This is a genomic window from Sphingomonas sp. IC-11 (assembly GCF_021043365.1).
GTDB lineage: Bacteria > Pseudomonadota > Alphaproteobacteria > Sphingomonadales > Sphingomonadaceae > Sphingomonas.
Map to the genome: position 1 here is coordinate 320,439 of NZ_JAJNDU010000003.1, position 18,401 is coordinate 338,839.

Below are 18,401 nucleotides of genomic sequence, written 5' to 3' on the forward strand. Positions count from 1 at the left end.
TCCCGGCGAAGCGCGCTGCCGAAGGCGTTCCCCACCCTGTTATGCCGGCCAGTCGAACAGCACGGTCATGCCCGGCCGCAGCGCCACGATTGGCGCGATGGGCATAACGCGAACCTCAAAGCTCTTGATATCGAAGCCGCTCGATTGCCGCGTTGCCCGCCAGGTCGCAAAGTCGCCAGCCGGTGCCGTATAGATCACGCGGAAGCGCGCGCGCAGATTGCCAAGCGCGGGGATTGTGCCGCTCAGTTCTTTGCCGCGGGCGAGGCCGTGGAGCTGATCCTCGCGCACGTTCAGCGTCACCCATGGATGGGCGGTATCGGTGAGCGTGAACACCGGAAAACCCTGCGGCACCAGTTCACCGGGCTGGGCGAGCCGCTTACCGATTTCGCCATCCGCCGGCGCGATGACGCGGGTTTCGTCGGCCGCCGCCTGCACTTCCGCCACCGCGCCGCGCGCTTGTTGCACCTGGCCGCTCGCTGCCTTTTTGTCCTGCGGTCGCGCGCCGGCCAGCGCGAGATCATATTGCGCGCGTGCCGCCTTGGCCTGTTCGGCGGAGGCGACGGCATTGGTGCGGGCCTCGTCCTCTTTCTGACCGGCGAGCACACCCTGTTCATAGAGCTGCTGGGTGCGTGCATAGGTGGTCTGGGCGAGCTCGGCGGCGGCCTTTGCGCGGCGCCACTGTGCCTCCGCCGCGCGGATATCTTCTGGCCGCGCACCTTCGTCCGCCTTGCTCTCCACCGCCTGCGCCGCCACGAGCGCGCCGCCCGCTTGTTCGGACTTGGCGGCAACTTCGGGGCTGGCGATTGTGTAGAGCAATTGCCCTGCCTTCACCGGCTGGCCCTCCTCGACGTGGAAGGCGGCGATCCGCCCGGTCACCTTGCTACTGATCCGAAGTGCGCGCGCATCGACCATGCCCTGAAGCTGATCGGGCGCGGGGCGGTAGCTGAGCCACAGACCAAGCGCGAGCAGTGCCGTCACGATAATCGCCGCGATGATCACCATCGGCCGACCGTGCGTGGTGGGCGCGGGCGGGGCAGCGGGTGCTGGCGCGTCGGATGGTGCGGGTGCGTCGGCGGGAATGGCGGCGGGCACGGGGGCCTCGACAGGCGGGGGCGCGTCGTCTTGCGTGGGTTCGGTCATGGGATCACCTTGTCGGCCCGCGAGAGAAATTCCGGCATCCGGTCGATCTGCCCGCTCATGCTGAGTAACCGGGCGAGCGCTTGCACATAGTCATTCGCCGCCTGTGCGCGCTGAATGCGGGCCCGGCCGCGCCCGAGTTGCGCGTCGACAACGTCGAGCGACGTCGCTTGTTGCTCGCGATAGGATAGGGTCTGGAGACGCACATTCTCGTCCGCCGAGACCAGCGCACTGTCGAGGAGCAGGAACCGTTTACGCGCCGCCTCCACGTCATTCCACGCCTTGGTCACGCCGATATCGAGCTGGGTGCGCGCCTCGCGCAGCCCGGCGTCGGCCTGCTCCACTGTCGCGCGCGCGGCCTCCACCTGCTGCTGCCGGCCCGCGCCGGAGATGAGCTTGTATTTCAAGCCGACGCCGATCGACCAATCGGGATCCGTGAGCAGTGAATTGCGTCGGTCGAAATTATATTGCCCAAAGCCGTAGATGGTCGGCCGGAGCTTTGATTGCTGGATTTTCACGCCGGCCTCCGCCTGGTCCTCCAGCGCCCGCAACCGGGCGAGCTGGGGATGTGTGTCCAGCGCGGCGGCCTTGAACGTGGCGAGCGGCGCGAGTGGCCGCGAATCGACCCCGAGCGGACTGATTGGGCGCACCCCCGCCGGCGCGCGCAGTATCCCGGCGAGCGCGGCATTGGCGGTGGCAAGATCGGAAATCGCCTGTGCATAGTCGCGCGCCGCGTCGTCGCGCGCGACCTCAGCCTGCAAGCGTTGCGCGCGACTGATGAAGCGTGCCTGTTCGAGCTTCACCGCGTCGGCAACGTGCCGCTCGAGGCCATCGAGCACATCGCGGCGGATGCCAAGCGCTCGTTCGGCAAGCTGTTGCCCGTAATAGGCCTGGACAAGCTGGACGAGCGCATCGTCGATCGCAATGTCCCGATCCGCCTTTGCCTGCGCGACCTGGGCGCGTGCGCCGGCCTGCGTGCCACTGATCTGCCCGCCGGCGTAGATTGGCAACGTGGCCGTGACGATCGGCCGTGTACTGGTGCGTTCCTGCCTGAACTTCAGCGGATCGGGGATGCCGAAGGCTTCCGCCACAGGTGCCAGCGAGCCGAGAGGCAGATAGAGCGTCTTTTGATATTCCAGCAGTTGCGCCTCGATATCGATATCGGGGCGGCCGAGCGTCCGGGTCGCTCCTTCCTGTGCTTCCTTGCTGCGTATGTTCGCGGCAGAAGCCTCGATCGCGTCGGATCGGTGGAGCAGCCGCTCTTGCGCAGCACCATAATCAAGCGGAAGCGGCAGCACGTCCTGCGTAAACGCCGGTGAGGCGAAAGCCACAATGCAGAGCATCGACCATGGAAAAAAACGCATCGGCAGTATATCCAGCTACGCCGGCCGGATTGATGCCGATTTTTATCCGTGTAAAGTTATTTCGCATGTGGTACGCTCCGCACGACTGGTAGGAAGCTGAATGATCGGTTCATTCTGATGCGCGCCGAGGGCATTATCCCGGATTCAGTCCGTTCCTTCTCTTTTGAAAAATGGATTGGGGTGAAACTCGACTTGGATGAGAGGCGCATTTCTGAATGAACATTGAAAGATAGACATCAGCTTCTCACGTTGTTCTGCCGCGTGCTTCTGGACAGCAATCGACCAGATCTTGCTTGTTTCGGGGGATGACATCGGCAAATTATCGAACGTCCGCTCCTGCCGAAAGCCGCCGTTCTTCGTGCGCTTCTGAATGGCGGGTAAGTCCCAACTTCGGCCGTCCAGGACCCCGTAATTGGCGAGATGAACGAATGGCGGCTTCCGGGATCGACGGCGGATCGGTCGGATGACCGAGATTGGGCGCCTAGCTGCCGTCGTTGGCCTCAATGAACGAATGTCCGGTTCCGGACCGGTGGCTGGCATACCACAACGTCTGGAACTGGGTCTGATCGGCGAACCCTCTTACGACAGCGCAGACCCGCTCCGCGGTGAACTTCTGAAAAGTGTGGGTCGCGCGGGGGCGAAGCGTATCGTGCTCGCCCCCCGCGCCGGCATCAATGCCGAGTCTTGATGATCGGCAGGTTCCATTGTTTGCTTCGGGGTAGCTCTGGCATGATGGCCGCCCAGAAACTGGCAATTGCGTCTGGGTGTAAGACGGCGGTGCCGTGTGCTCCCTCTTTTTTAGCCAGACCGCGGAGGAACGAGACGATCTCACCCCGCAGCTTCACGCCCGTGCCGCTCGCGAACAATGTGTCCTCGAACCGCATCATGGTGCGGATCTGCGCGAGCCGGAGGTATCGGATGTAGCGATCTCCTTTCTCGCTGCCGTTCATGTGCCCGGGCTTGCCGTCCTTGCCCGGATTCCAGTTCATGCACTTGTACGGCGGCTTGAACAGGTAGTTGGCAACACGCGCGAGGTTGATCTCAGACGTGTCGACCCGCTTGATGTCGATGGCCTTGGCCCCAGTTATATTCGGTGTGAACCGGTGCTTCTGCTTGATTGCGACCTGCTCGGCTCGCCTGAGCAATCCAGGCTTTCCAGCAATGATCGCGTGACCGTGCCCCTGGAGCACCTGCCCGCCATCTGGATGGCCGTGGCTGTTGAACAGAGCGAGCTCGAACGCCCCCAGGAGGAAGTCGGGGCGGATAAGGCCAACAACTTTCTTCATTCGCTTCAGCGAGCCATATAAGTTGATGGTCGGGTTCAAGTGCGAGCTGGAATCGTCGCCGGAGATGAAGGTAATCATACCAACCTCAATCTCGGCATTATTCCGCACTTGGGAGATCAAGCTCGCAGCTAGCATGTTGGCCGCCTCACGACACATTTGCTCGTTGGTAAGGATGGGAGCGCCTGTGGACCCAACGCTGGTGAGCAGCGCCTCGATGGTGGCTCGCTTTTGCGGTGGAAATTTCTTCGGCAAGGCGCGGCGCGCTTTACCGTTGAACTTAAAAGACCATTCATCGCGTAAGGTCTCGATCTCCTGCGGAGTGTTACAACCGTAGAGTCCTCGGTACACGCTATCATTAGGTTCAGGACCGTTGCTGGCATCAGCAACCACGCTTTCGATGTGGAGGAGGATCTTATTTCCCTTGGGATTGCGAGTTGAACGCTGAAGAGCGTTGCCACCGATTTTACGCTTCGGTTTAGAAAATGTTTTCGGTCGGTGGGGAGGCGGTGATGGTCGCTTCATTAATTATTTCTTTCATGCGTTGAGCATGCAAACGATCGTCTCCGGCGGCGTAGAACCGCTGAAGGTGGCCTGTCGGCTATGCTGGATTGTTGGAAATGAACACTACGACAGCGCGTCACTGCCGCGTTGATGATTGATCTGGTTAGCCGTACTGATCAGCTAGAGATTAAATTCTTGGTTCAGAGTTGGTGATACCTGCGTCTTTGTCGCAGCTGAGCGTTATGGAGGGTCGGTTTTCCGACCTAGCATCACGCAGCTCCAGCGATCTTGCGGATGCTCGCCATCGTCACCCTCGTAGACCGTCCAATCTTGCGGCGCTCCAACGTATTGTCCTTGCAGAGCTCAAATACCTTTGATTTGCCGCACCTGAGAAGTATGCACGTCTCCCTGATCGTCGCGAGCAAGGGTTCAGCTTCGTCCCCTGTGGCATAAGAAGGTGATCCTGCGGTCGAAGATGCGAGTTTCCTGCTCATAATCATTTTATCATCCCAAAAATAGAACTTTATAGAATATGTTAACTACGCGATCCTTAGTTGCACATGTGCTCTAGAGATCTATCGAGAATACAAGTCATTTAACTCGGCCCCTCTCCGGTACACATCCTCTACAGAAGAGCTTCGAGTGTGAGTCCGCTCGATGAAGTTTAGGACGTTCCGGATGTCAATGGAGGAATGACCGGTGGCGCAACGTCTGTTTTGAGTGTTCGTTGTCTCAAGAGCGCCAACGTTGAGCGCTTCGTCAATCTCACGTTGCGACATCATCAACATCGTTGCGACGTATCGCTTGCTCACCAAGACCATTATGTCGCTGGGCTCTAGCTCGCCGGCCGGCTGAATACCGAGTGCGAGCTCGTGAAAACGGTCCCAGGTACTACTTAGGACCTGTCGGATCTGGTTCCCGTGCTCAGCCGGGATCACTCGGGTACGAAAGTTGAAGGGCTTGCTCACTGCCTTTACCTCAATGAGACCGCTCACTGCAGCCAAGGTCAAGCAAACCGGCGCCGATGCTTGTCGGCAAGGCGGGTGACAAATTCGGTCAAAGACGGTCCAAGTCAGACAAAGAAGTCCACATATGGACAAGCGGATCAACGCTGGCTGCGCAGTCAACCTACGCCGTTGCGGCCTGCGCAAGGGGGGGGGGCGCTTCGCGGTGGCGCGCGGACCGGGCAGGCGACCAAGCTTGTCGCTGGTCTGCACCGCGCCGACCGAGTCCCGCCGATGGTGCTTGCTCGATTGATCAGCCGTGACGTTTGCGCAGCTCTTTATCGGTCAGCTGTTTGCGTCGGACCTCCTCCGGCGAAGTCCTTATCATAGACATGCCATCTATTCATGAGGCGCCATATGCATGCGCAAGTCACCTCTTGAGTTCGAATACTATGCACGTGGGAGAAGCTATTAGCCTGACCTAGAATGTGCGCTAAGATCCATTGTTTATACTTTTTTGATATGTGATTTGTATAGATCAATCAGCTTTTCAGCATCGCGCAGCGCAGCTCGACGTGCTGCTTTGGTGTCCGGCTGGTATGACGTTTTCTCCTGGAGAAAATCAGCTATCTGGGCCTTTGCTAATTTTATAGGAAAAAATAGTCTCGTGTCGCCGATCATCATATTATCTAAGACGAGATTGAATGCATCCTGATATCTTTTCTTACGGGCCAGGCGGGGCCCTGTGGCCGTGTTCTGCTTAACTACGGGATGATTCTCTCCAGCTGCGCTTCCGACTTCGTCATCGCTTCGATCTGAGTGAAAAGTGGCGGCTGCCAGGCCTCTTAATGTTCCGATTTGTTCAGCTCGCACATGCAGCCCGAAGACAGTTCTTCTTAGAAATGCCGCTTCGAGCGGTGCATCAATCTCCGCCCTTTTTGCTGCGAGATAGGCTTGAACCTTCTTTTCGTGAGGGGTTAGCGGCCGGGGCTTGATGATCGCTTTGAGCCCGCTCTGCGGTCGAACCCGACCGGGCTTCTTCTGCTTGTATATAGCTTGCCGGCGAGCCACCATCTGTCCTTCCGACAGTCTGGTTTGCTCCGGTGCAATCGTCCACTCACTGGCAGAGAAATATCGGGAAGGAAGTACAAGAAGACCGTCTTTCATTGCGGGAAACTCGATATACACTTCATCGGCTTGTTGAGGATATCTCAAAGCTTCGCGCCAGAGATCGTCAGGGTCGAGTGTTCCAAGGTCTGCTTCTTGCACCACAGCCTCGACGGCAACTTCGACTTGCCCATGAGTGATCAGCGATAAAAGCTTATCGAGCGCGGATGCGTTATCCAAGCCGTATTTGTGACATATAATATTCGTCGATTCTATTGCTCGAACCCAAACATCGCGATCCCGGCTTACAGTGACAAAGCGCATAAGAAATCCTTGGGTATGACATTGTGGACTGTTGGTCTGTGCATCATGATACGTCTGAGCATGATTGACTTTACTTGTGTAAGCAAATCAGCTAATAAATGATTCATTGCGCTAAGCACTTAGAGTCTTTAGTACGATAAGGATTGTGTCTCTGCCAGTTAGCCGTTCATCGTCAACCATCACTTCCAAGTGTGCCAGACTCATCCCTGCCCTCGATCAGCAAAAGCTAATTGACCACGTGTGTGCCGAACGTCATCCAAATCGCAACGAGGTGACTGCGCTCTTGTCATCTGCATCAGGTCATCGTGCCGGAGAGATCGCCGAGCTCGGATGGTTGATGGTGAGCGAAGTCAGCGGTCGTCTATCCGCCAGCATCGATGTTGGCCGGCATATCGCTAAGAAGGGCAATGGGCGCCGCATACCTAGTCATTCCGAAGTGCGCGCTGCAATCAAGGTGCTTCATGCCGAGCAGCGTCGGCTCAAGAGGGGGGCAGTCCGCCGATCGGAACGTGGCGGGCACATGTCGGCCAAGAGTTTCGCCAATCGGTTCGCCGCCCAGTTCCCAGAGTTTGAGTTCCACGGTTGCTCATCGCACAGCGGCCGGCGGACCATGATTACGATCACTGCTCGATCGCTCGCTGAGGTCGGCGGCAGCTTGCGCGATGTACAGGAACTCGCCGGGCGTCGTAGCCTCGCCACGACCGAGGGTTACATTCAAGGCGACCGCGCGATCCAGCGCCGTCTGAGCGGGTTGGTCTAACCAGTGGGCGGGGGCGTCAACCAGGCACCCTTCTCACCCCATCAAACACCCCCATCCAGCAGCCGCGCCGTCCCAGAGATCACAGCGCGGCAACGGTTAGAGCCCTTCGCCCAAGGCAACCTCGATGGCTTGTGCGGCTTGTACGACGCCATCAACGCGCTGCGGCTTGCGCTCGCGGATGATAAACCCCTGTCTCAGGCTCGATGCAAAGCGCTGTTCGCCGAAGGAATCGATTACCTGCACCGCAAGCGGGGCCTCGACAAGGCTATCATGGAGGGGATGGTCATACAGCGGCGGCTGGCACTCACTCGACGCCTCGCTAAGCTCGTCAGCACCAGCAACTGCCAGATCACGGTGGACCGACCCAGCACGCCACCATCATCAATCCACGATGTGCTCGCCTGGACTGAGGACAGTCTCACTGGCGGTATGCCCGTGCTTGTCACCCTCACCGGCGGTCTCGAGCACCACACGGTGATTGCAGGCGCCACCGCCAAGGCTTTACAGCTGTTCGATAGCAGCGGTTTGCGGTTCATCCGCAAATCAAGCTGCGGCCTGCGCGACGGATACTACCAGATCCCACCAAACAGCCTCTTCCGGATCGCGGTTCACCGATCGGGTTAGCCTCAAACTGCCATCCAACAGCAACGAAGAAAGGAACGTCGGCATGGATTGCCGCGACGAGATGACTGATGCCCAGCGCACCGCGCGCATCCGCGCACTCAACGACCATCTACGAACGACCGGTTTAGGCGGCAAGACGATGCTGACGCGCGCCGTCGCCGAGCTGCCGCCGCCGGTGCTCGAAGCATTGCTGACGGTAGTTCGCAGCTTTGACGGTTTCACCGCCGACAATGATCCATGGGGCGAGCACGATTTCGGGAGCGTTCAGGTCGGTGACGAAGCGTTCTTCTGGAAAATAGACTGCTACGACACAAACCTGGAGTTCGGGTCGCCTGATCCAGCTGACGATACGATCAGCCGCCGTGTGCTCACCGTAATGGTCGCCGCCGACCTCTAAGCTGAACGTTTATGGCGCCGGTCTCCGGATCCTGCGTGACGACCGAGCTGGGCGCCAGCAATTCGACAGGCTCCACGGCCAATGCAGCCGCCAGACGCTCAACCATGTCGATGGTCGCGGAGTAGACCTGACGTTCGAGCGCGCTGACGTAAGTTCGATCGATCCCGACGCGATCAGCAAGGGCCTCCTGCGACAGGTCTCGCTCGCGGCGTAGCCGCTGCAGGTTCTTCGCGAGGGTAGAGCGGAGCAGCACCGCGCTGGTTTGATCAAGCCGCCGCGCAAACAACCACGGAGTATACTCTACAACGAAAGGATGCTTATGGCCTACGGTGTCGAAGAGGGGGGACGAATGCTGCCACTGTTGATCGAGAGAGGACTGCAAAACGCACGGTGGCCTTCCGCTGCGTTATGCAAAGATCCAGCGCCAACTCAGTACCCACACGCAGGCGTGCGCCGCCATCTAGACGGAGGGCATAGTCGATGAGCAATGGCCAGCTGGGCGGACCGGCGCCGCGGCGCGATGACGACATTCAAGATGCCGAGTTTGTAGAAATCGAGAATTGGCAGGCCGCGCCGGCACCACCGGCGCCGCCGTTGTCTGGACACCGTGGCTGCTTGAGCTACGGCCTCAAGAGCTTCGCAGCCGTGCTCCTGCTGCTGATTGTGATGTGCGTCGCTTCCCCCGCGCCGGAGTCTACGAGCACCGATGGTAATGTCGGCGCCGTGTCAGACGAAAATGTCGCGAGTGACCTTGTAGCCGAAGAGGTACCGTCGCTCGCGGAGCTGGTTCAAAGAGACGACGCTCGCGCTTGCGGCCACCCTGACGTGGCAGCAAACATCCGAGAACGCATCTTACCCAGGAACGACGATGGAGACGCGCGAAGAGCGCAGATCCAGGAGCTAGCCCGCATCGATTTAACCGAGGTGACCGCAAGCGACATTCGTTCAGATGTTCACGAGCTCACCTGCGATGCAAACCTTCGGTATGGTGACGGGGCTGACGATCTCACGCCGATCACCTTCAAGCTTCGGGCTGCCGTCGACCCCGCTCAGCCACCGGTCTTGTACTTTGACATGCCGCTTTGGGATCTTGCAGCGCTCGTTGCTGCCATCACAGACCGTCCTCGCGCCCGCGTTGACGCAGAACGCGCCGAGCGGGCTCCACCACCACAGGAAAGCGAGCCTCTGAGCCTGATTGATCCGCCCGCGGGCGATGACCCTGGCGTTGCCCCAAGCGATGAAGACCGATTTGCCCCGCACTGATGATCTCATGAGGAAGAACGCCGATGGAAACATGGACGCTCGCGCTCGCGTTAGCATCGCCCAGTATGGAAACGTCCTTTGATGCCTCGACCGCGGCCATCTGCAGAGACCAGCGTGTCGGCCAAGCCGTAGCTGAGCTGATCGGCAGCTGGTCACAGAACTACGCATTCAGCCGCGTCATCATCGGTGCAGATGGTAAGTTCGGCCAGGTGCTGTCATCCACCATGATAACCCAGGGTCCGGGTTATATCATTTGCCAAGCGTCTTACCGCCTGTCGAAAGCCGGGACGTCAGCATCGATGATGGCGTACGTGACAGCAATCACGCAGTTTACCTTTCGCGTTGCCCCCACATCCGCGGGCTACACGATTTCGCTCGAGGACCTTCCAGACCATCTAGATGGAAGTGAGGAACAGACAGCCTTGATAGGCCGTTTCACGGTCAACGGGCGGCCATATTCCGCAATTTTGCAAGAGAACCAACGCCGCCTTGCTCCGAAAACGACCAATTGGCTTGTTGGCAGCTGGGTATCTGCACCGAGAGGCGGCGAGGATGGTCGTACCGTCTGTGGCGACTTCAACGCTCTTCCGCTGTACCGGCTCAACGGAAACACCGCGACGATTGTCTCTTTTGATGCCAACGGCCGTTATCGCTCCATGTTCATGTACACCACTCCGAGCGGAAACGAGCACTCGACGATGTATCGAGCGCGTTGGGCTCTAAAGGACAAGGTTCTTCAGCTGACAAACGTCTCTACGGAGGACGCTTTCCGTTTCGAAGGTGGTACCGACACGCAGGCAGTGGCTCAGCTGTCGGCCAACGTTATGCGCCGGGGCAGCGATCGTTTCGTTCGCTGCGTCGGCACCGTTGAGGACATCTATGGCGGTTAGATTAGAGATGTGGCGCTTGCAGCAGCAGCGGATTGAAGTGCTGTTGAACGAGCGCTCGACCAGGGCGCTTTCGGCCACACCGGTCTATTCTTTGCTTCAAACCTGCCAGCCTAAAGTCGTCGGCCACGGAGTTGGCCGACGTGCCGTTCCAACGAATAAGCACGCAGTTTGTAATCATAATTCGACTGCTTGAAAGCGCCATGTGCACCTAGGCGGCCGTTCGTTCAGAAAGAGCCGCGCGGCAGCTACGCGCCCCAAACCCGGACGTCCATGCCGCCGCCCGCCTCCACGATAGCCGCCGTTCCCTCACATGGAGAGGTTAACAGGATTAGGGATCAAAGTGCTGCGGTTTCAGCCAATACGGCCCCGTCGACCAGTTCGGTCACTTGCGTCAGGGGGCACCCTGCGAAGGTGACAGACTCGCTCGACTGCGGGCCCGGCTAATGATCGATCACGAAGATGATTGGGCGGCGTAAGTGCCGGTTGAAAAGCCATAGATTCAAACTTGGTGTTGACCTATCCTGCTCGAGAAGGGGTGAACTTGGCCAGCACTGACGTAACAGCAGTCGAAGGGGAAACTGCGTCGGCGACGGACCAAGTGGCTCTCGCTGGCGCGATGATCGCGCTTCTGAAGGACCACGCGGGTCTCGGCATCCGCCTTAAAGAGGTCCCGTTCGACTGGACGTCTGGAATGCACCGGCTCACCGGTAGCTTTCACTACATCACCTTCGCTGATGGCGTCCCCACGGTTCAGGAATTCGTCGAGTACCTTTACGACTGCCTGATCCCGTACTGCCTGCCAAAGAGCAAGATCCGGGATGCGCTACAGGGGATTGACCCCGTTCTCGATTATCACCGCATCGTCAGACTTGGCGACGATGCGAAGAGCTTATTTATCAAAGCGAAGAATCAACTCGAGTCCGGCGGGGAGCCGGGAGAGCTAATTCTATATGCTTTACTGGAATGGGTGCTAAAAGCTCCGCGCCTTGTCTCAAAGATGTACCTGAAAACTAATAACAACATGCCCGTGCACGGCACCGATGGCATCCATCTTGGCTATGACGAAGCCAAAGATATGCTGACCATCTATTTTGGCGAGTCCAAAATATACCAGAGTTTCTCGTCAGCGGCTGACGCTGCGTTCATCTCCATGGCCGAGCTCTTGGCGAATGCCGGTCAGATCTCTCGTGAGATTGAAATCCTGAACAACCTGTCCGACCTCAACAGCTTGGACCCGGCGTTTCGGGCGAAGATCGCGGACTATATCAACCCGTACTCAACGTCGAAGCTGACGCTGCAAAAGCGTATTGTTCACGCATGCCTGCTTGGCTTTGAATACGCCGCTTACAACCGCATCCTCGCGCTTGAACCCGACAAAGTCGCCTCGGCATTCGAGGAGAAGTACAAGAAGAGGATCGGCAGCGCCTGCCGCGTGATCGAACGCCACTACGGCAAGCGCCTGCCGGTCACCACGAACCTTCATCTCTTCCTTCTGCCGTTCCCGTCTCTCAAGGTCTTCAGGGCGGCCTTCTATGAGAAGCTCGGAGTGGCGGCATGAGTTTCGTGGACGAGCTTTGTGAAACGATTAGCGGCGATCCCCGCTTCGCGGCCGACTATGAGGCCATACTGCGTCAATCGATTTTGAGCGGCGCGGGCTTCGCTGACGGCCCCGCGCTTGAAGAGGAAGTCTTGCGGCGGCTTCTTCAAAGCGCCACGATATTTGCGCAATCTGAAGAAGCGGAATGGCGGCAGCTGGCCTATCGCATCAGTGTCGGATCCCTAGCCTATAGCGAAACTCTCGCCGGGATCAGGGGTGCGTCCAGACTTATCCTGGCACGTCTTGGAAATTATCCCGCGATCAAATTCGCGTTCAAAGGGGAATCGGAGCCACGGACGCTCACTGAAGGGGTCTTTTACGAGATCCTCGGCCGTCAGCTGGACAATACCGTGCGCATTGGCGAGCGCAGCGCCGTCCTTACCGACATGCAGCGGGCGGTCTGGGAGGCCCTGGCGTTTGGCTCCTCGCTGGCGCTTTCCGCGCCCACCTCGGCGGGCAAGTCGTTCGTGTTCCTGGCGTATATCGAGCAGCTCAAGCGAACGCGCCCGAACGCCAACCTGGTCTATATTGTGCCGAGCCGCGCCCTGATTAGCCAAGTTGCCACGGATTTGCGCGCAGCAAGCCTCGATAAGGCGTTTGAGGTGACGACGGTGCCGATACCGGCAGCGCCGACTGTCCTAGGTACGCCGATCTATGTGCTCACGCCGGAACGGCTCCAGGTGCTGTTTCATACGGCTCCTGAACTCAGCTTCGACGTGGCGATCGTCGATGAGGCGCATCTTATCGGCGAGGGCTCCCGGGGAGTGGTGCTGCATTCAGTCTTGCAGGATCTGCAACGACGTCACCCCGACATGCAGTTCCTGTTCTCGTCCCCGCAAGTTCGAGAACCGGCCGTCTTCGGCACGGTGGTCGGTCGCGAGAGCGTCAAGGTGGTCAAGACCAAAGACTCCCCCGTCGCCCAGAACATCATTCTGCTGAACCGCAGAGCGGGCGACGATAAGAAGATCGATATGCTGCTGTGGCGGGACGGCGAGAAGACCCCGCTCACGGAGATCGATGCTGCGATCCCGATCTACAATTCCCATGATGGGCTCGTGTATCTGAGCTGGGCTCTTGGAAACGCCTCTCAAAGCCTCGTTTACGCTGTCGGGCCTGCGGCATGCGAGGATATCGCGTTCAAGATCAAAGAGCTGTCGCAAGATCCAGCGGTTGCTGAAGTGGTGCCTTCCTCCGGACCCGGTGAGCTATCGGTACAGGTTCGCAAGGACCTGACTGCTTTTGCGAAAGAGGCGGTCCATCCGAGCTACGTGCTTGCTGAAACCGTGGAGGGCGGCGTCGGCTTTCACTACGGCCGCATCCCTCCGTTGCTGAGGAGCGCGGTTGAGAGTGCCTTTGCTGACGGGCATCTCGACTACATCGTCTGCACAAGCACGTTGCTGCAGGGCGTTAATCTGCCCGCGCGCAACGTGTTCATGCAGAACCCCCATAAGGGGGAAGAGAACCCGATCGAACCCGTCGATTTCTGGAACCTCGCGGGACGTGCCGGTCGCCTCGGCAAGGACTTCCAAGGGAACGTCTTTCTCGTCGATTACGATGAATGGGAATCGAGTCCGCTCTCCGGGCCAAAGGATGAGCCCATCAAGCCGTCGCTTGAGGTCACCCTGACCGACACGTCGGCCGAGCTGCTGGAATATATAGCGGCGACGGACCGTCCATCGGGCGAGTCTCCACATCTGGAAGCCGCCTTCTCAAAGCTCCTGCGCGATCATCGGCAGGGGCAGCTTGACGACACCCTTGACCGCCTCAGCGGATTGTCGCCGCAGACACGGGCGAGCATCACCTCCGCTTTGGAGATCGCTGACAATCAGATCGGTTTGAACGTGGAAACGCTGGCGGCGAGCCCGCAGATTTCGGGGTACCGACAGCAAGAACTCTATGATTACATGTTCGAGAAGATCGGGAAAAAAGGTCCCGACTATCTGATCCCGCTGCATCCGAGCGGGGAGTGGAAGGAAGTGCTCGACAAGCTGCGACCGGTTTTTGCCCGCGTTCACAAGTATCTTGAGCTGAAGAGCGGCCAGCATCATCGGTACTGGGCTCCTTTGGCTCTTCGCTGGATGCGCGGTGAGCCGCTGCCGATGATCATCGAGGAGGCGATCAAGTACCATAAGAAGCAGGGAAAGAACCGGTCCAGCCGGACGGTCATCCGAGAGGTGCTGACGGATGTCGAGAGCAGCCTCCGGTTCAAATATGTGAACATGCTGGGCTGCTACGGAGCTGTGCTGAAAGAGGCCCTGATCGCAACCGGACACGCTTCTCACGTCGCAAAGATACCGGCGTTGACCCTGTATCTGGAGCTTGGGGCAGCATCGCAAACGATGATCCAGTTTATCAGCCTCGGTCTCTCTCGCCATACGGCGCACATCCTGTCTGGCCTGACGATCAACAGGGATATGGATTTTGGATCAGCGCGACGCTTCCTCTCCCGGCTGACACCCGAGACAGCAGGGCTATCGCCTTACGTGGCTGGTGAACTTAGACGAGTGCTTCAAAACGTCTGAGGACCACGTGGACGAAGCGAGCAAGTGGAAATTGGTCAGGGATGCGAGTTCGTCTGCCAGCGGCGGTGCAGGTTGGCGCCGGCAAAACATAGGTACGCTTCCCGCGTCTTTTCGTCCCAAAGCAGTCGGTCAGCAACCGGCCCACAAGCAGCTGGGCAGGTACTGGCATCAGCTGCCGGTCGGGAATGCGCCCCAATATCAGTCATAGCGGATCGCCTGACGATCGCCTGAAAGCGGACATGCTAGCCGATCGACCGCGGTGGCCGAATATGTGGACTCAGCTGCCATTCGGACGGGTAAGGCGGAATGGCTGTTTTCAGGATAAGCGGGCATTTAACGTCTGAGTGGCGAACAACTCGGGTCCATCAGCCGACAGCTCGGGAGGCAAGATCGGCCGCGGCGTCACGCTTCGCCTGTGCGGCCTTCCGTTCGGAATAGCGATCAACGAGCTGTGCGGCGTGGCTGCGAGTCACGATCGTGAACCGGACCAGCTCCTCCATCACGTCGACGATCCGGTCATAGTAGCTCGATGGTCGCATGCGGCCTGCTTCGTCAAACTCCTTGAACGCCATCGCCACGCTCGATTGGTTGGGAATGGTAATCATGCGCATCCAGCGGCCGAGCAATCGCAGTGTGTTGACCGCGTTGAACGACTGCGAGCCGCCCGACACTTGCATGACCGCAAGCGTGCGACCCTGGGTTGGTCGCATGCCGCCGAATTCCAGCGGCAGGTGGTCGATCTGCGTCTTCATGATGCCGGTGATCTGGCCATGTCGCTCGGGGCTGCACCAGACCATCCCTTCAGACCACAGCGCATGCTGGCGCAACTCATGGACGGCGGGATGATCGTCGCCCTTCACCTGATCGGGGAGCGGCAGGTCGCTAGGATCGAATATCCGCACCTCCGCGCCGAATAGGATCAGCAGTCGAGCGGCTTCCTCGGCCGCGAACCGGCTGAACGAGCGTTCGCGCAGCGACCCGTAAAGCAGCAGTATGCGCGGCGGCGGCTGATCGTCGCCGAGGCCCGCACCCGGCCGGGTGATCACAATGCCCCTATCAAGCGCGGGGAGATGATCGGGATCGGTCAGCGCGCGGAGACGGGTCATCCAAGGTCCTTGACGAGATAGGTCGCGCGTGGACCGCACAGCGATGTGAACTGCGCGGTCGCGGTGATGAACGCCGGCGCGGCGTCGCGATCGGCGTCGACATAACCAAGCCCTCGGAAGAACTCGGCGCTACCATTGGTGAGGAGGTGCAGCCGCTCGACCGCACCATCGGTGACGCCTTCAAGGCGCTCGACCAGCATGCGGCCATATCCTTTGCCGCGCCGGCTTGGCAGCACGACCAACGAGCGGAGCAGCCGGTCAGCGCCGTTGCCTTCCAGACCGATGAACCCGATCAGCCCCTCATCGTCGAACAGGCTGAAGAACATCTGGTCGGGACCGCCGAGATCGTCGGTTGGGAGCTGCGCGGCGCCGAGCGCGAGCCGCAAGACATCATCGGAATGCCGAGCCTCCGCGAAATAGATCTGGGTCATGCCGTCGCTCTCGCTTCGTACCAGGGCCGCGTCCGCTTCACGATCGCGACGACTGACAGCATCACCGGCACCTCGACCAGCACGCCGACGACCGTCGCCAGCGCCGCGCCCGAGTTGAGCCCGAACAGGCTAATCGCGGCGGCGACCGCTAGCTCGAAGAAGTTGGAGGCACCGATCAGCGCGGCGGGCGCCGCCACGCACCACGCCACCCCGATCCGGCGGCTCAGCCAGTAGGCGAGCCCTGCGTTGAAATAGACCTGGATGAGGATCGGCACCGCAATCAATGCGATGACCAGCGGATGGGCGATGATCGCCTCGCCCTGGAAGCCGAACAGCAGCACGAGGGTGGTGAGCAGCGCCAGCAGCGAGACGGGCCCGAGCCGGGCTAGTAGCCGATCCAGCGCGGCCTGGCCGCCCGAGGCAATCGCCGCGCTGCGGACGATCTGCGCGACTATCACCGGCACCGCGATGTAGAGTATCACCGAGATCAGCAGCGTATCCCACGGCACGGTGATCGAGGCGACGCCAAGTAGCAGGCCGACCAGCGGTGCGAACGCGAACACCATGATCACGTCGTTCAACGCGACCTGGCTCAGCGTGTAGGTTGGCTCGCCCTCGCAGAGGTTGGACCAGACGAACACCATCGCCGTGCACGGGGCGGCAGCCAGCAGGATCAGGCCGGCGATATAGGAGCTGACGTCGCTTGCTGGCAGCAGAGGCCGAAACAGCCAACCCAAGAACAGCGTACCGAGCAGCGCCATCGAAAAGGGCTTCACCGCCCAGTTGATGAACAGGGTGACCCCAACGCCCTTCCAGTGCTGGCGGATCGAGCCGAGCGCGCGAAGGTCGATCTTGAGCAGCATCGGGATGATCATCAGCCAGATGAGCACCGCGACCACGAGGTTGACCCGCGCCACCTCAGCTGTGGCGATCGCGCCGAACAGACCCGGCAGCGCGTAGCCGAGCGCGATCCCGACCACGATGCACAGCGCTACCCAGAGGCTGAGATAGCGCTCGAATGTGCTGATCGCCGGCTTGGCCGGAGTGGCGATGGTCACCCGCCGATCCTGTTGCCTGCGTCGTCGATGACCTTCTCGCCATCTTCCTTGGTGAAAGCACCGCGCTGCCGAGCCGGCAGCAGGTCTAGCACCTCTTCCGAGGGACGGCACAGCTTCACACCAAGCGGCGAGACGACGATCGGCCGGTTGATGAGGATCGGATGCTCGATCATTGCGTCGATGAGCTGGCCATCGCTCAGCGTCGCGTCGCCCAGGCCAAGCTCGGCATAGGGCGTGCCCTTATCGCGCAGCAGCGCGCGGGGCGTGATGCCCATGAGCGCGATCAGCGAAACGAGACGCGAGCGGTTGGGCGGCGTCTTCAGATACTCGATCACGTGCGGCTCGATGCCAGCGTTCTGGATCATCGCCAGCGTGTTGCGCGACGTACCGCACTCGGGGTTGTGATAGATTATGATATCAACCGTCATGGCGGCCCTCAGCAGCAGGGGTTAAGCTCGGCGATTAGCGGCGCACAAACCTCCGCCTTCCCGCCGCAACAGTCTTTTACGAGGAACACGGTCAGCGCCTTCAACTGGTCGAGATCGGCGCGATAGTTGATGATGCGGCTGCGCCGCTCGGATCGGACCAGACCGGCGCGCGCCAGCGTCGCGAGATGCACCGACATTGTGTTCTGCGGCACGTCGAGCGCCTTGGCGACTTCGCCGGCGGCCAGGCCCTCAGGCTCGTGACGGACCAGCAGGCGGAATGCATCGAGGCGCGTGCCCTGCGCGAGCGCGCCAAGAGCGGTTATGGCTGAATCGTTGCCCATACATCCATAATAATCGATATATGGATTTAATCAAAGAGCGTCTGACTTTTCCAGAAGCCCGCCTTTGCCGCCTCGTCACGGAAGACCGGATCTGGTCGGAAGCGGCCGTGCCTGGCGTGCTGACCGACGGCGGCAGCAGTGCGCTCAATTTGAGGCATTCCATGGCCGCGGCGCCGATCCCGTAAGTTGCCGTACGTCCGGCGCGCGGAGCCGCCGTTCTCCAATGGCTGGCAATTGGCTTTTCTCGCCCGACAATATCAGGATCAAGCTGCCGACGTTTGCGCCCATAGTGGCTTCAGGTGCGTTGGACGTTTTGACGGC

17 protein-coding genes are annotated in these 18,401 nt (G+C 59.8%); 7 read left to right on the forward strand and 10 right to left on the reverse strand.

Annotation, left to right across the window (positions count from 1 at the left end; genetic code table 11):
- Positions 1–39: 39 nt before the first annotated feature.
- The 4 genes from LQ954_RS12245 to LQ954_RS12260 form a co-directional block, all read right to left on the reverse strand.
- Positions 40–1,140, reverse strand: coding sequence for an HlyD family secretion protein (locus LQ954_RS12245; RefSeq protein WP_231023375.1), 1,101 nt, complete (start codon positions 1,138–1,140; stop codon positions 40–42).
- Complete coding sequence (locus LQ954_RS12250; RefSeq protein ID WP_231023376.1) at positions 1,137–2,501, reverse strand: TolC family protein; 1,365 nt, start codon at positions 2,499–2,501, stop codon at positions 1,137–1,139. The genes LQ954_RS12245 and LQ954_RS12250 overlap by 4 nt, the downstream gene beginning before the upstream one ends.
- Positions 2,502–3,172: 671 nt before the next feature.
- On the reverse strand, positions 3,173–4,309 hold the full coding sequence (locus LQ954_RS12255) for a hypothetical protein (protein ID WP_231023377.1): 1,137 nt from the start codon (positions 4,307–4,309) through the stop codon (positions 3,173–3,175).
- Positions 4,310–5,739: 1,430 nt separating this feature from the next.
- Entirely contained in the window at positions 5,740–6,663 is a 924-nt protein-coding gene (locus tag LQ954_RS12260) for a hypothetical protein (RefSeq protein WP_231023378.1), read from the reverse strand.
- Between the two features lie 145 nt (positions 6,664–6,808).
- Between LQ954_RS12260 and LQ954_RS12265 the strand changes: the two genes are divergently transcribed.
- The 3 genes from LQ954_RS12265 (at position 6,809) to LQ954_RS12275 (ending at position 8,444) form a co-directional block, all read left to right on the forward strand.
- Entirely contained in the window at positions 6,809–7,423 is a 615-nt protein-coding gene (locus tag LQ954_RS12265; protein ID WP_330999974.1) for a site-specific integrase, read from the forward strand.
- Positions 7,424–7,561: 138 nt separating this feature from the next.
- Complete coding sequence (locus LQ954_RS12270) at positions 7,562–8,047, forward strand: hypothetical protein (protein ID WP_231023380.1); 486 nt, start codon at positions 7,562–7,564, stop codon at positions 8,045–8,047.
- A gap of 43 nt (positions 8,048–8,090) precedes the next feature.
- Positions 8,091–8,444 (forward strand): DUF3768 domain-containing protein, encoded by a 354-nt coding sequence (locus tag LQ954_RS12275; RefSeq protein ID WP_231023381.1) that lies wholly within the window; start codon positions 8,091–8,093, stop codon positions 8,442–8,444.
- Here LQ954_RS12275 and LQ954_RS12280 read toward each other — a convergent pair.
- Positions 8,416–8,730 (reverse strand): helix-turn-helix domain-containing protein, encoded by a 315-nt coding sequence (locus LQ954_RS12280; protein ID WP_231023382.1) that lies wholly within the window; start codon positions 8,728–8,730, stop codon positions 8,416–8,418. The genes LQ954_RS12275 and LQ954_RS12280 overlap by 29 nt on opposite strands.
- A 194-nt stretch (positions 8,731–8,924) precedes the next feature.
- Between LQ954_RS12280 and LQ954_RS12285 the strand changes: the two genes are divergently transcribed.
- From LQ954_RS12285 to LQ954_RS12300, 4 genes are all read left to right on the forward strand, one after another.
- On the forward strand, positions 8,925–9,707 hold the full coding sequence (locus LQ954_RS12285) for a hypothetical protein (protein WP_231023384.1): 783 nt from the start codon (positions 8,925–8,927) through the stop codon (positions 9,705–9,707).
- A gap of 23 nt (positions 9,708–9,730) precedes the next feature.
- Positions 9,731–10,597, forward strand: a complete 867-nt coding sequence (locus tag LQ954_RS12290) for a hypothetical protein (RefSeq protein ID WP_231023385.1) — start codon at positions 9,731–9,733, stop codon at positions 10,595–10,597.
- Between the two features lie 508 nt (positions 10,598–11,105).
- Positions 11,106–12,155 carry a HamA C-terminal domain-containing protein gene (locus LQ954_RS12295; protein ID WP_231023406.1) on the forward strand — a complete coding sequence of 350 codons (1,050 nt, stop codon included), beginning with the start codon at positions 11,106–11,108 and terminating at the stop codon, positions 12,153–12,155.
- Positions 12,152–14,716: a DEAD/DEAH box helicase gene (locus LQ954_RS12300; protein WP_231023386.1), complete on the forward strand. Its 2,565-nt coding sequence runs from the start codon at positions 12,152–12,154 to the stop codon at positions 14,714–14,716. Before LQ954_RS12295 ends, LQ954_RS12300 begins: the two co-directional genes overlap by 4 nt.
- Before the next feature lie 365 nt (positions 14,717–15,081).
- Here LQ954_RS12300 and arsH read toward each other — a convergent pair whose 3' ends face one another.
- From arsH to LQ954_RS12325, 5 genes are read right to left on the reverse strand one after another with little or no spacing between them, the layout of a single operon-like run.
- Complete coding sequence (gene arsH, locus LQ954_RS12305) at positions 15,082–15,822, reverse strand: arsenical resistance protein ArsH (protein WP_227772534.1); 741 nt, start codon at positions 15,820–15,822, stop codon at positions 15,082–15,084.
- Positions 15,819–16,253: a GNAT family N-acetyltransferase gene (locus tag LQ954_RS12310; protein WP_227772533.1), complete on the reverse strand. Its 435-nt coding sequence runs from the start codon at positions 16,251–16,253 to the stop codon at positions 15,819–15,821. The genes arsH and LQ954_RS12310 overlap by 4 nt, the downstream gene beginning before the upstream one ends.
- The gene (gene arsB, locus LQ954_RS12315; RefSeq protein WP_227772532.1) at positions 16,250–17,311 is read right to left on the reverse strand and encodes an ACR3 family arsenite efflux transporter; all 1,062 of its coding nucleotides are present in this window, start codon (positions 17,309–17,311) and stop codon (positions 16,250–16,252) included. The genes LQ954_RS12310 and arsB overlap by 4 nt, the downstream gene beginning before the upstream one ends.
- Positions 17,308–17,739, reverse strand: coding sequence for an arsenate reductase (glutaredoxin) (gene arsC / locus LQ954_RS12320; RefSeq protein ID WP_227772531.1), 432 nt, complete (start codon positions 17,737–17,739; stop codon positions 17,308–17,310). Before arsC ends, arsB begins: the two co-directional genes overlap by 4 nt.
- Positions 17,740–17,747: 8 nt before the next feature.
- On the reverse strand, positions 17,748–18,080 hold the full coding sequence (locus tag LQ954_RS12325) for an ArsR/SmtB family transcription factor (RefSeq protein WP_227772530.1): 333 nt from the start codon (positions 18,078–18,080) through the stop codon (positions 17,748–17,750).
- Between the last annotated feature and the right edge of the window lie 321 nt (positions 18,081–18,401).

What these genes read in the sequence shown, in the direction of transcription:
- LQ954_RS12290 (WP_231023385.1), top strand. Translation starts at nt 9,731, where the DNA reads ATGGAAACATGGACGCTCGCGCTCGCGTTAGCATCGCCCAGTATGGAA.
- LQ954_RS12310 (WP_227772533.1), bottom strand. Translation starts at nt 16,253, where the DNA reads ATGACCCAGATCTATTTCGCGGAGGCTCGGCATTCCGATGATGTCTTG.
- LQ954_RS12245 (WP_231023375.1), bottom strand. Translation starts at nt 1,140, where the DNA reads ATGACCGAACCCACGCAAGACGACGCGCCCCCGCCTGTCGAGGCCCCC.
- arsC (WP_227772531.1), bottom strand. Translation starts at nt 17,739, where the DNA reads ATGACGGTTGATATCATAATCTATCACAACCCCGAGTGCGGTACGTCG.
- LQ954_RS12300 (WP_231023386.1), top strand. Translation starts at nt 12,152, where the DNA reads ATGAGTTTCGTGGACGAGCTTTGTGAAACGATTAGCGGCGATCCCCGC.
- arsH (WP_227772534.1), bottom strand. Translation starts at nt 15,822, where the DNA reads ATGACCCGTCTCCGCGCGCTGACCGATCCCGATCATCTCCCCGCGCTT.
- LQ954_RS12255 (WP_231023377.1), bottom strand. Translation starts at nt 4,309, where the DNA reads ATGAAGCGACCATCACCGCCTCCCCACCGACCGAAAACATTTTCTAAA.
- LQ954_RS12275 (WP_231023381.1), top strand. Translation starts at nt 8,091, where the DNA reads ATGGATTGCCGCGACGAGATGACTGATGCCCAGCGCACCGCGCGCATC.
- LQ954_RS12250 (WP_231023376.1), bottom strand. Translation starts at nt 2,501, where the DNA reads ATGCGTTTTTTTCCATGGTCGATGCTCTGCATTGTGGCTTTCGCCTCA.
- LQ954_RS12325 (WP_227772530.1), bottom strand. Translation starts at nt 18,080, where the DNA reads ATGGGCAACGATTCAGCCATAACCGCTCTTGGCGCGCTCGCGCAGGGC.
- LQ954_RS12285 (WP_231023384.1), top strand. Translation starts at nt 8,925, where the DNA reads ATGAGCAATGGCCAGCTGGGCGGACCGGCGCCGCGGCGCGATGACGAC.
- LQ954_RS12260 (WP_231023378.1), bottom strand. Translation starts at nt 6,663, where the DNA reads ATGCGCTTTGTCACTGTAAGCCGGGATCGCGATGTTTGGGTTCGAGCA.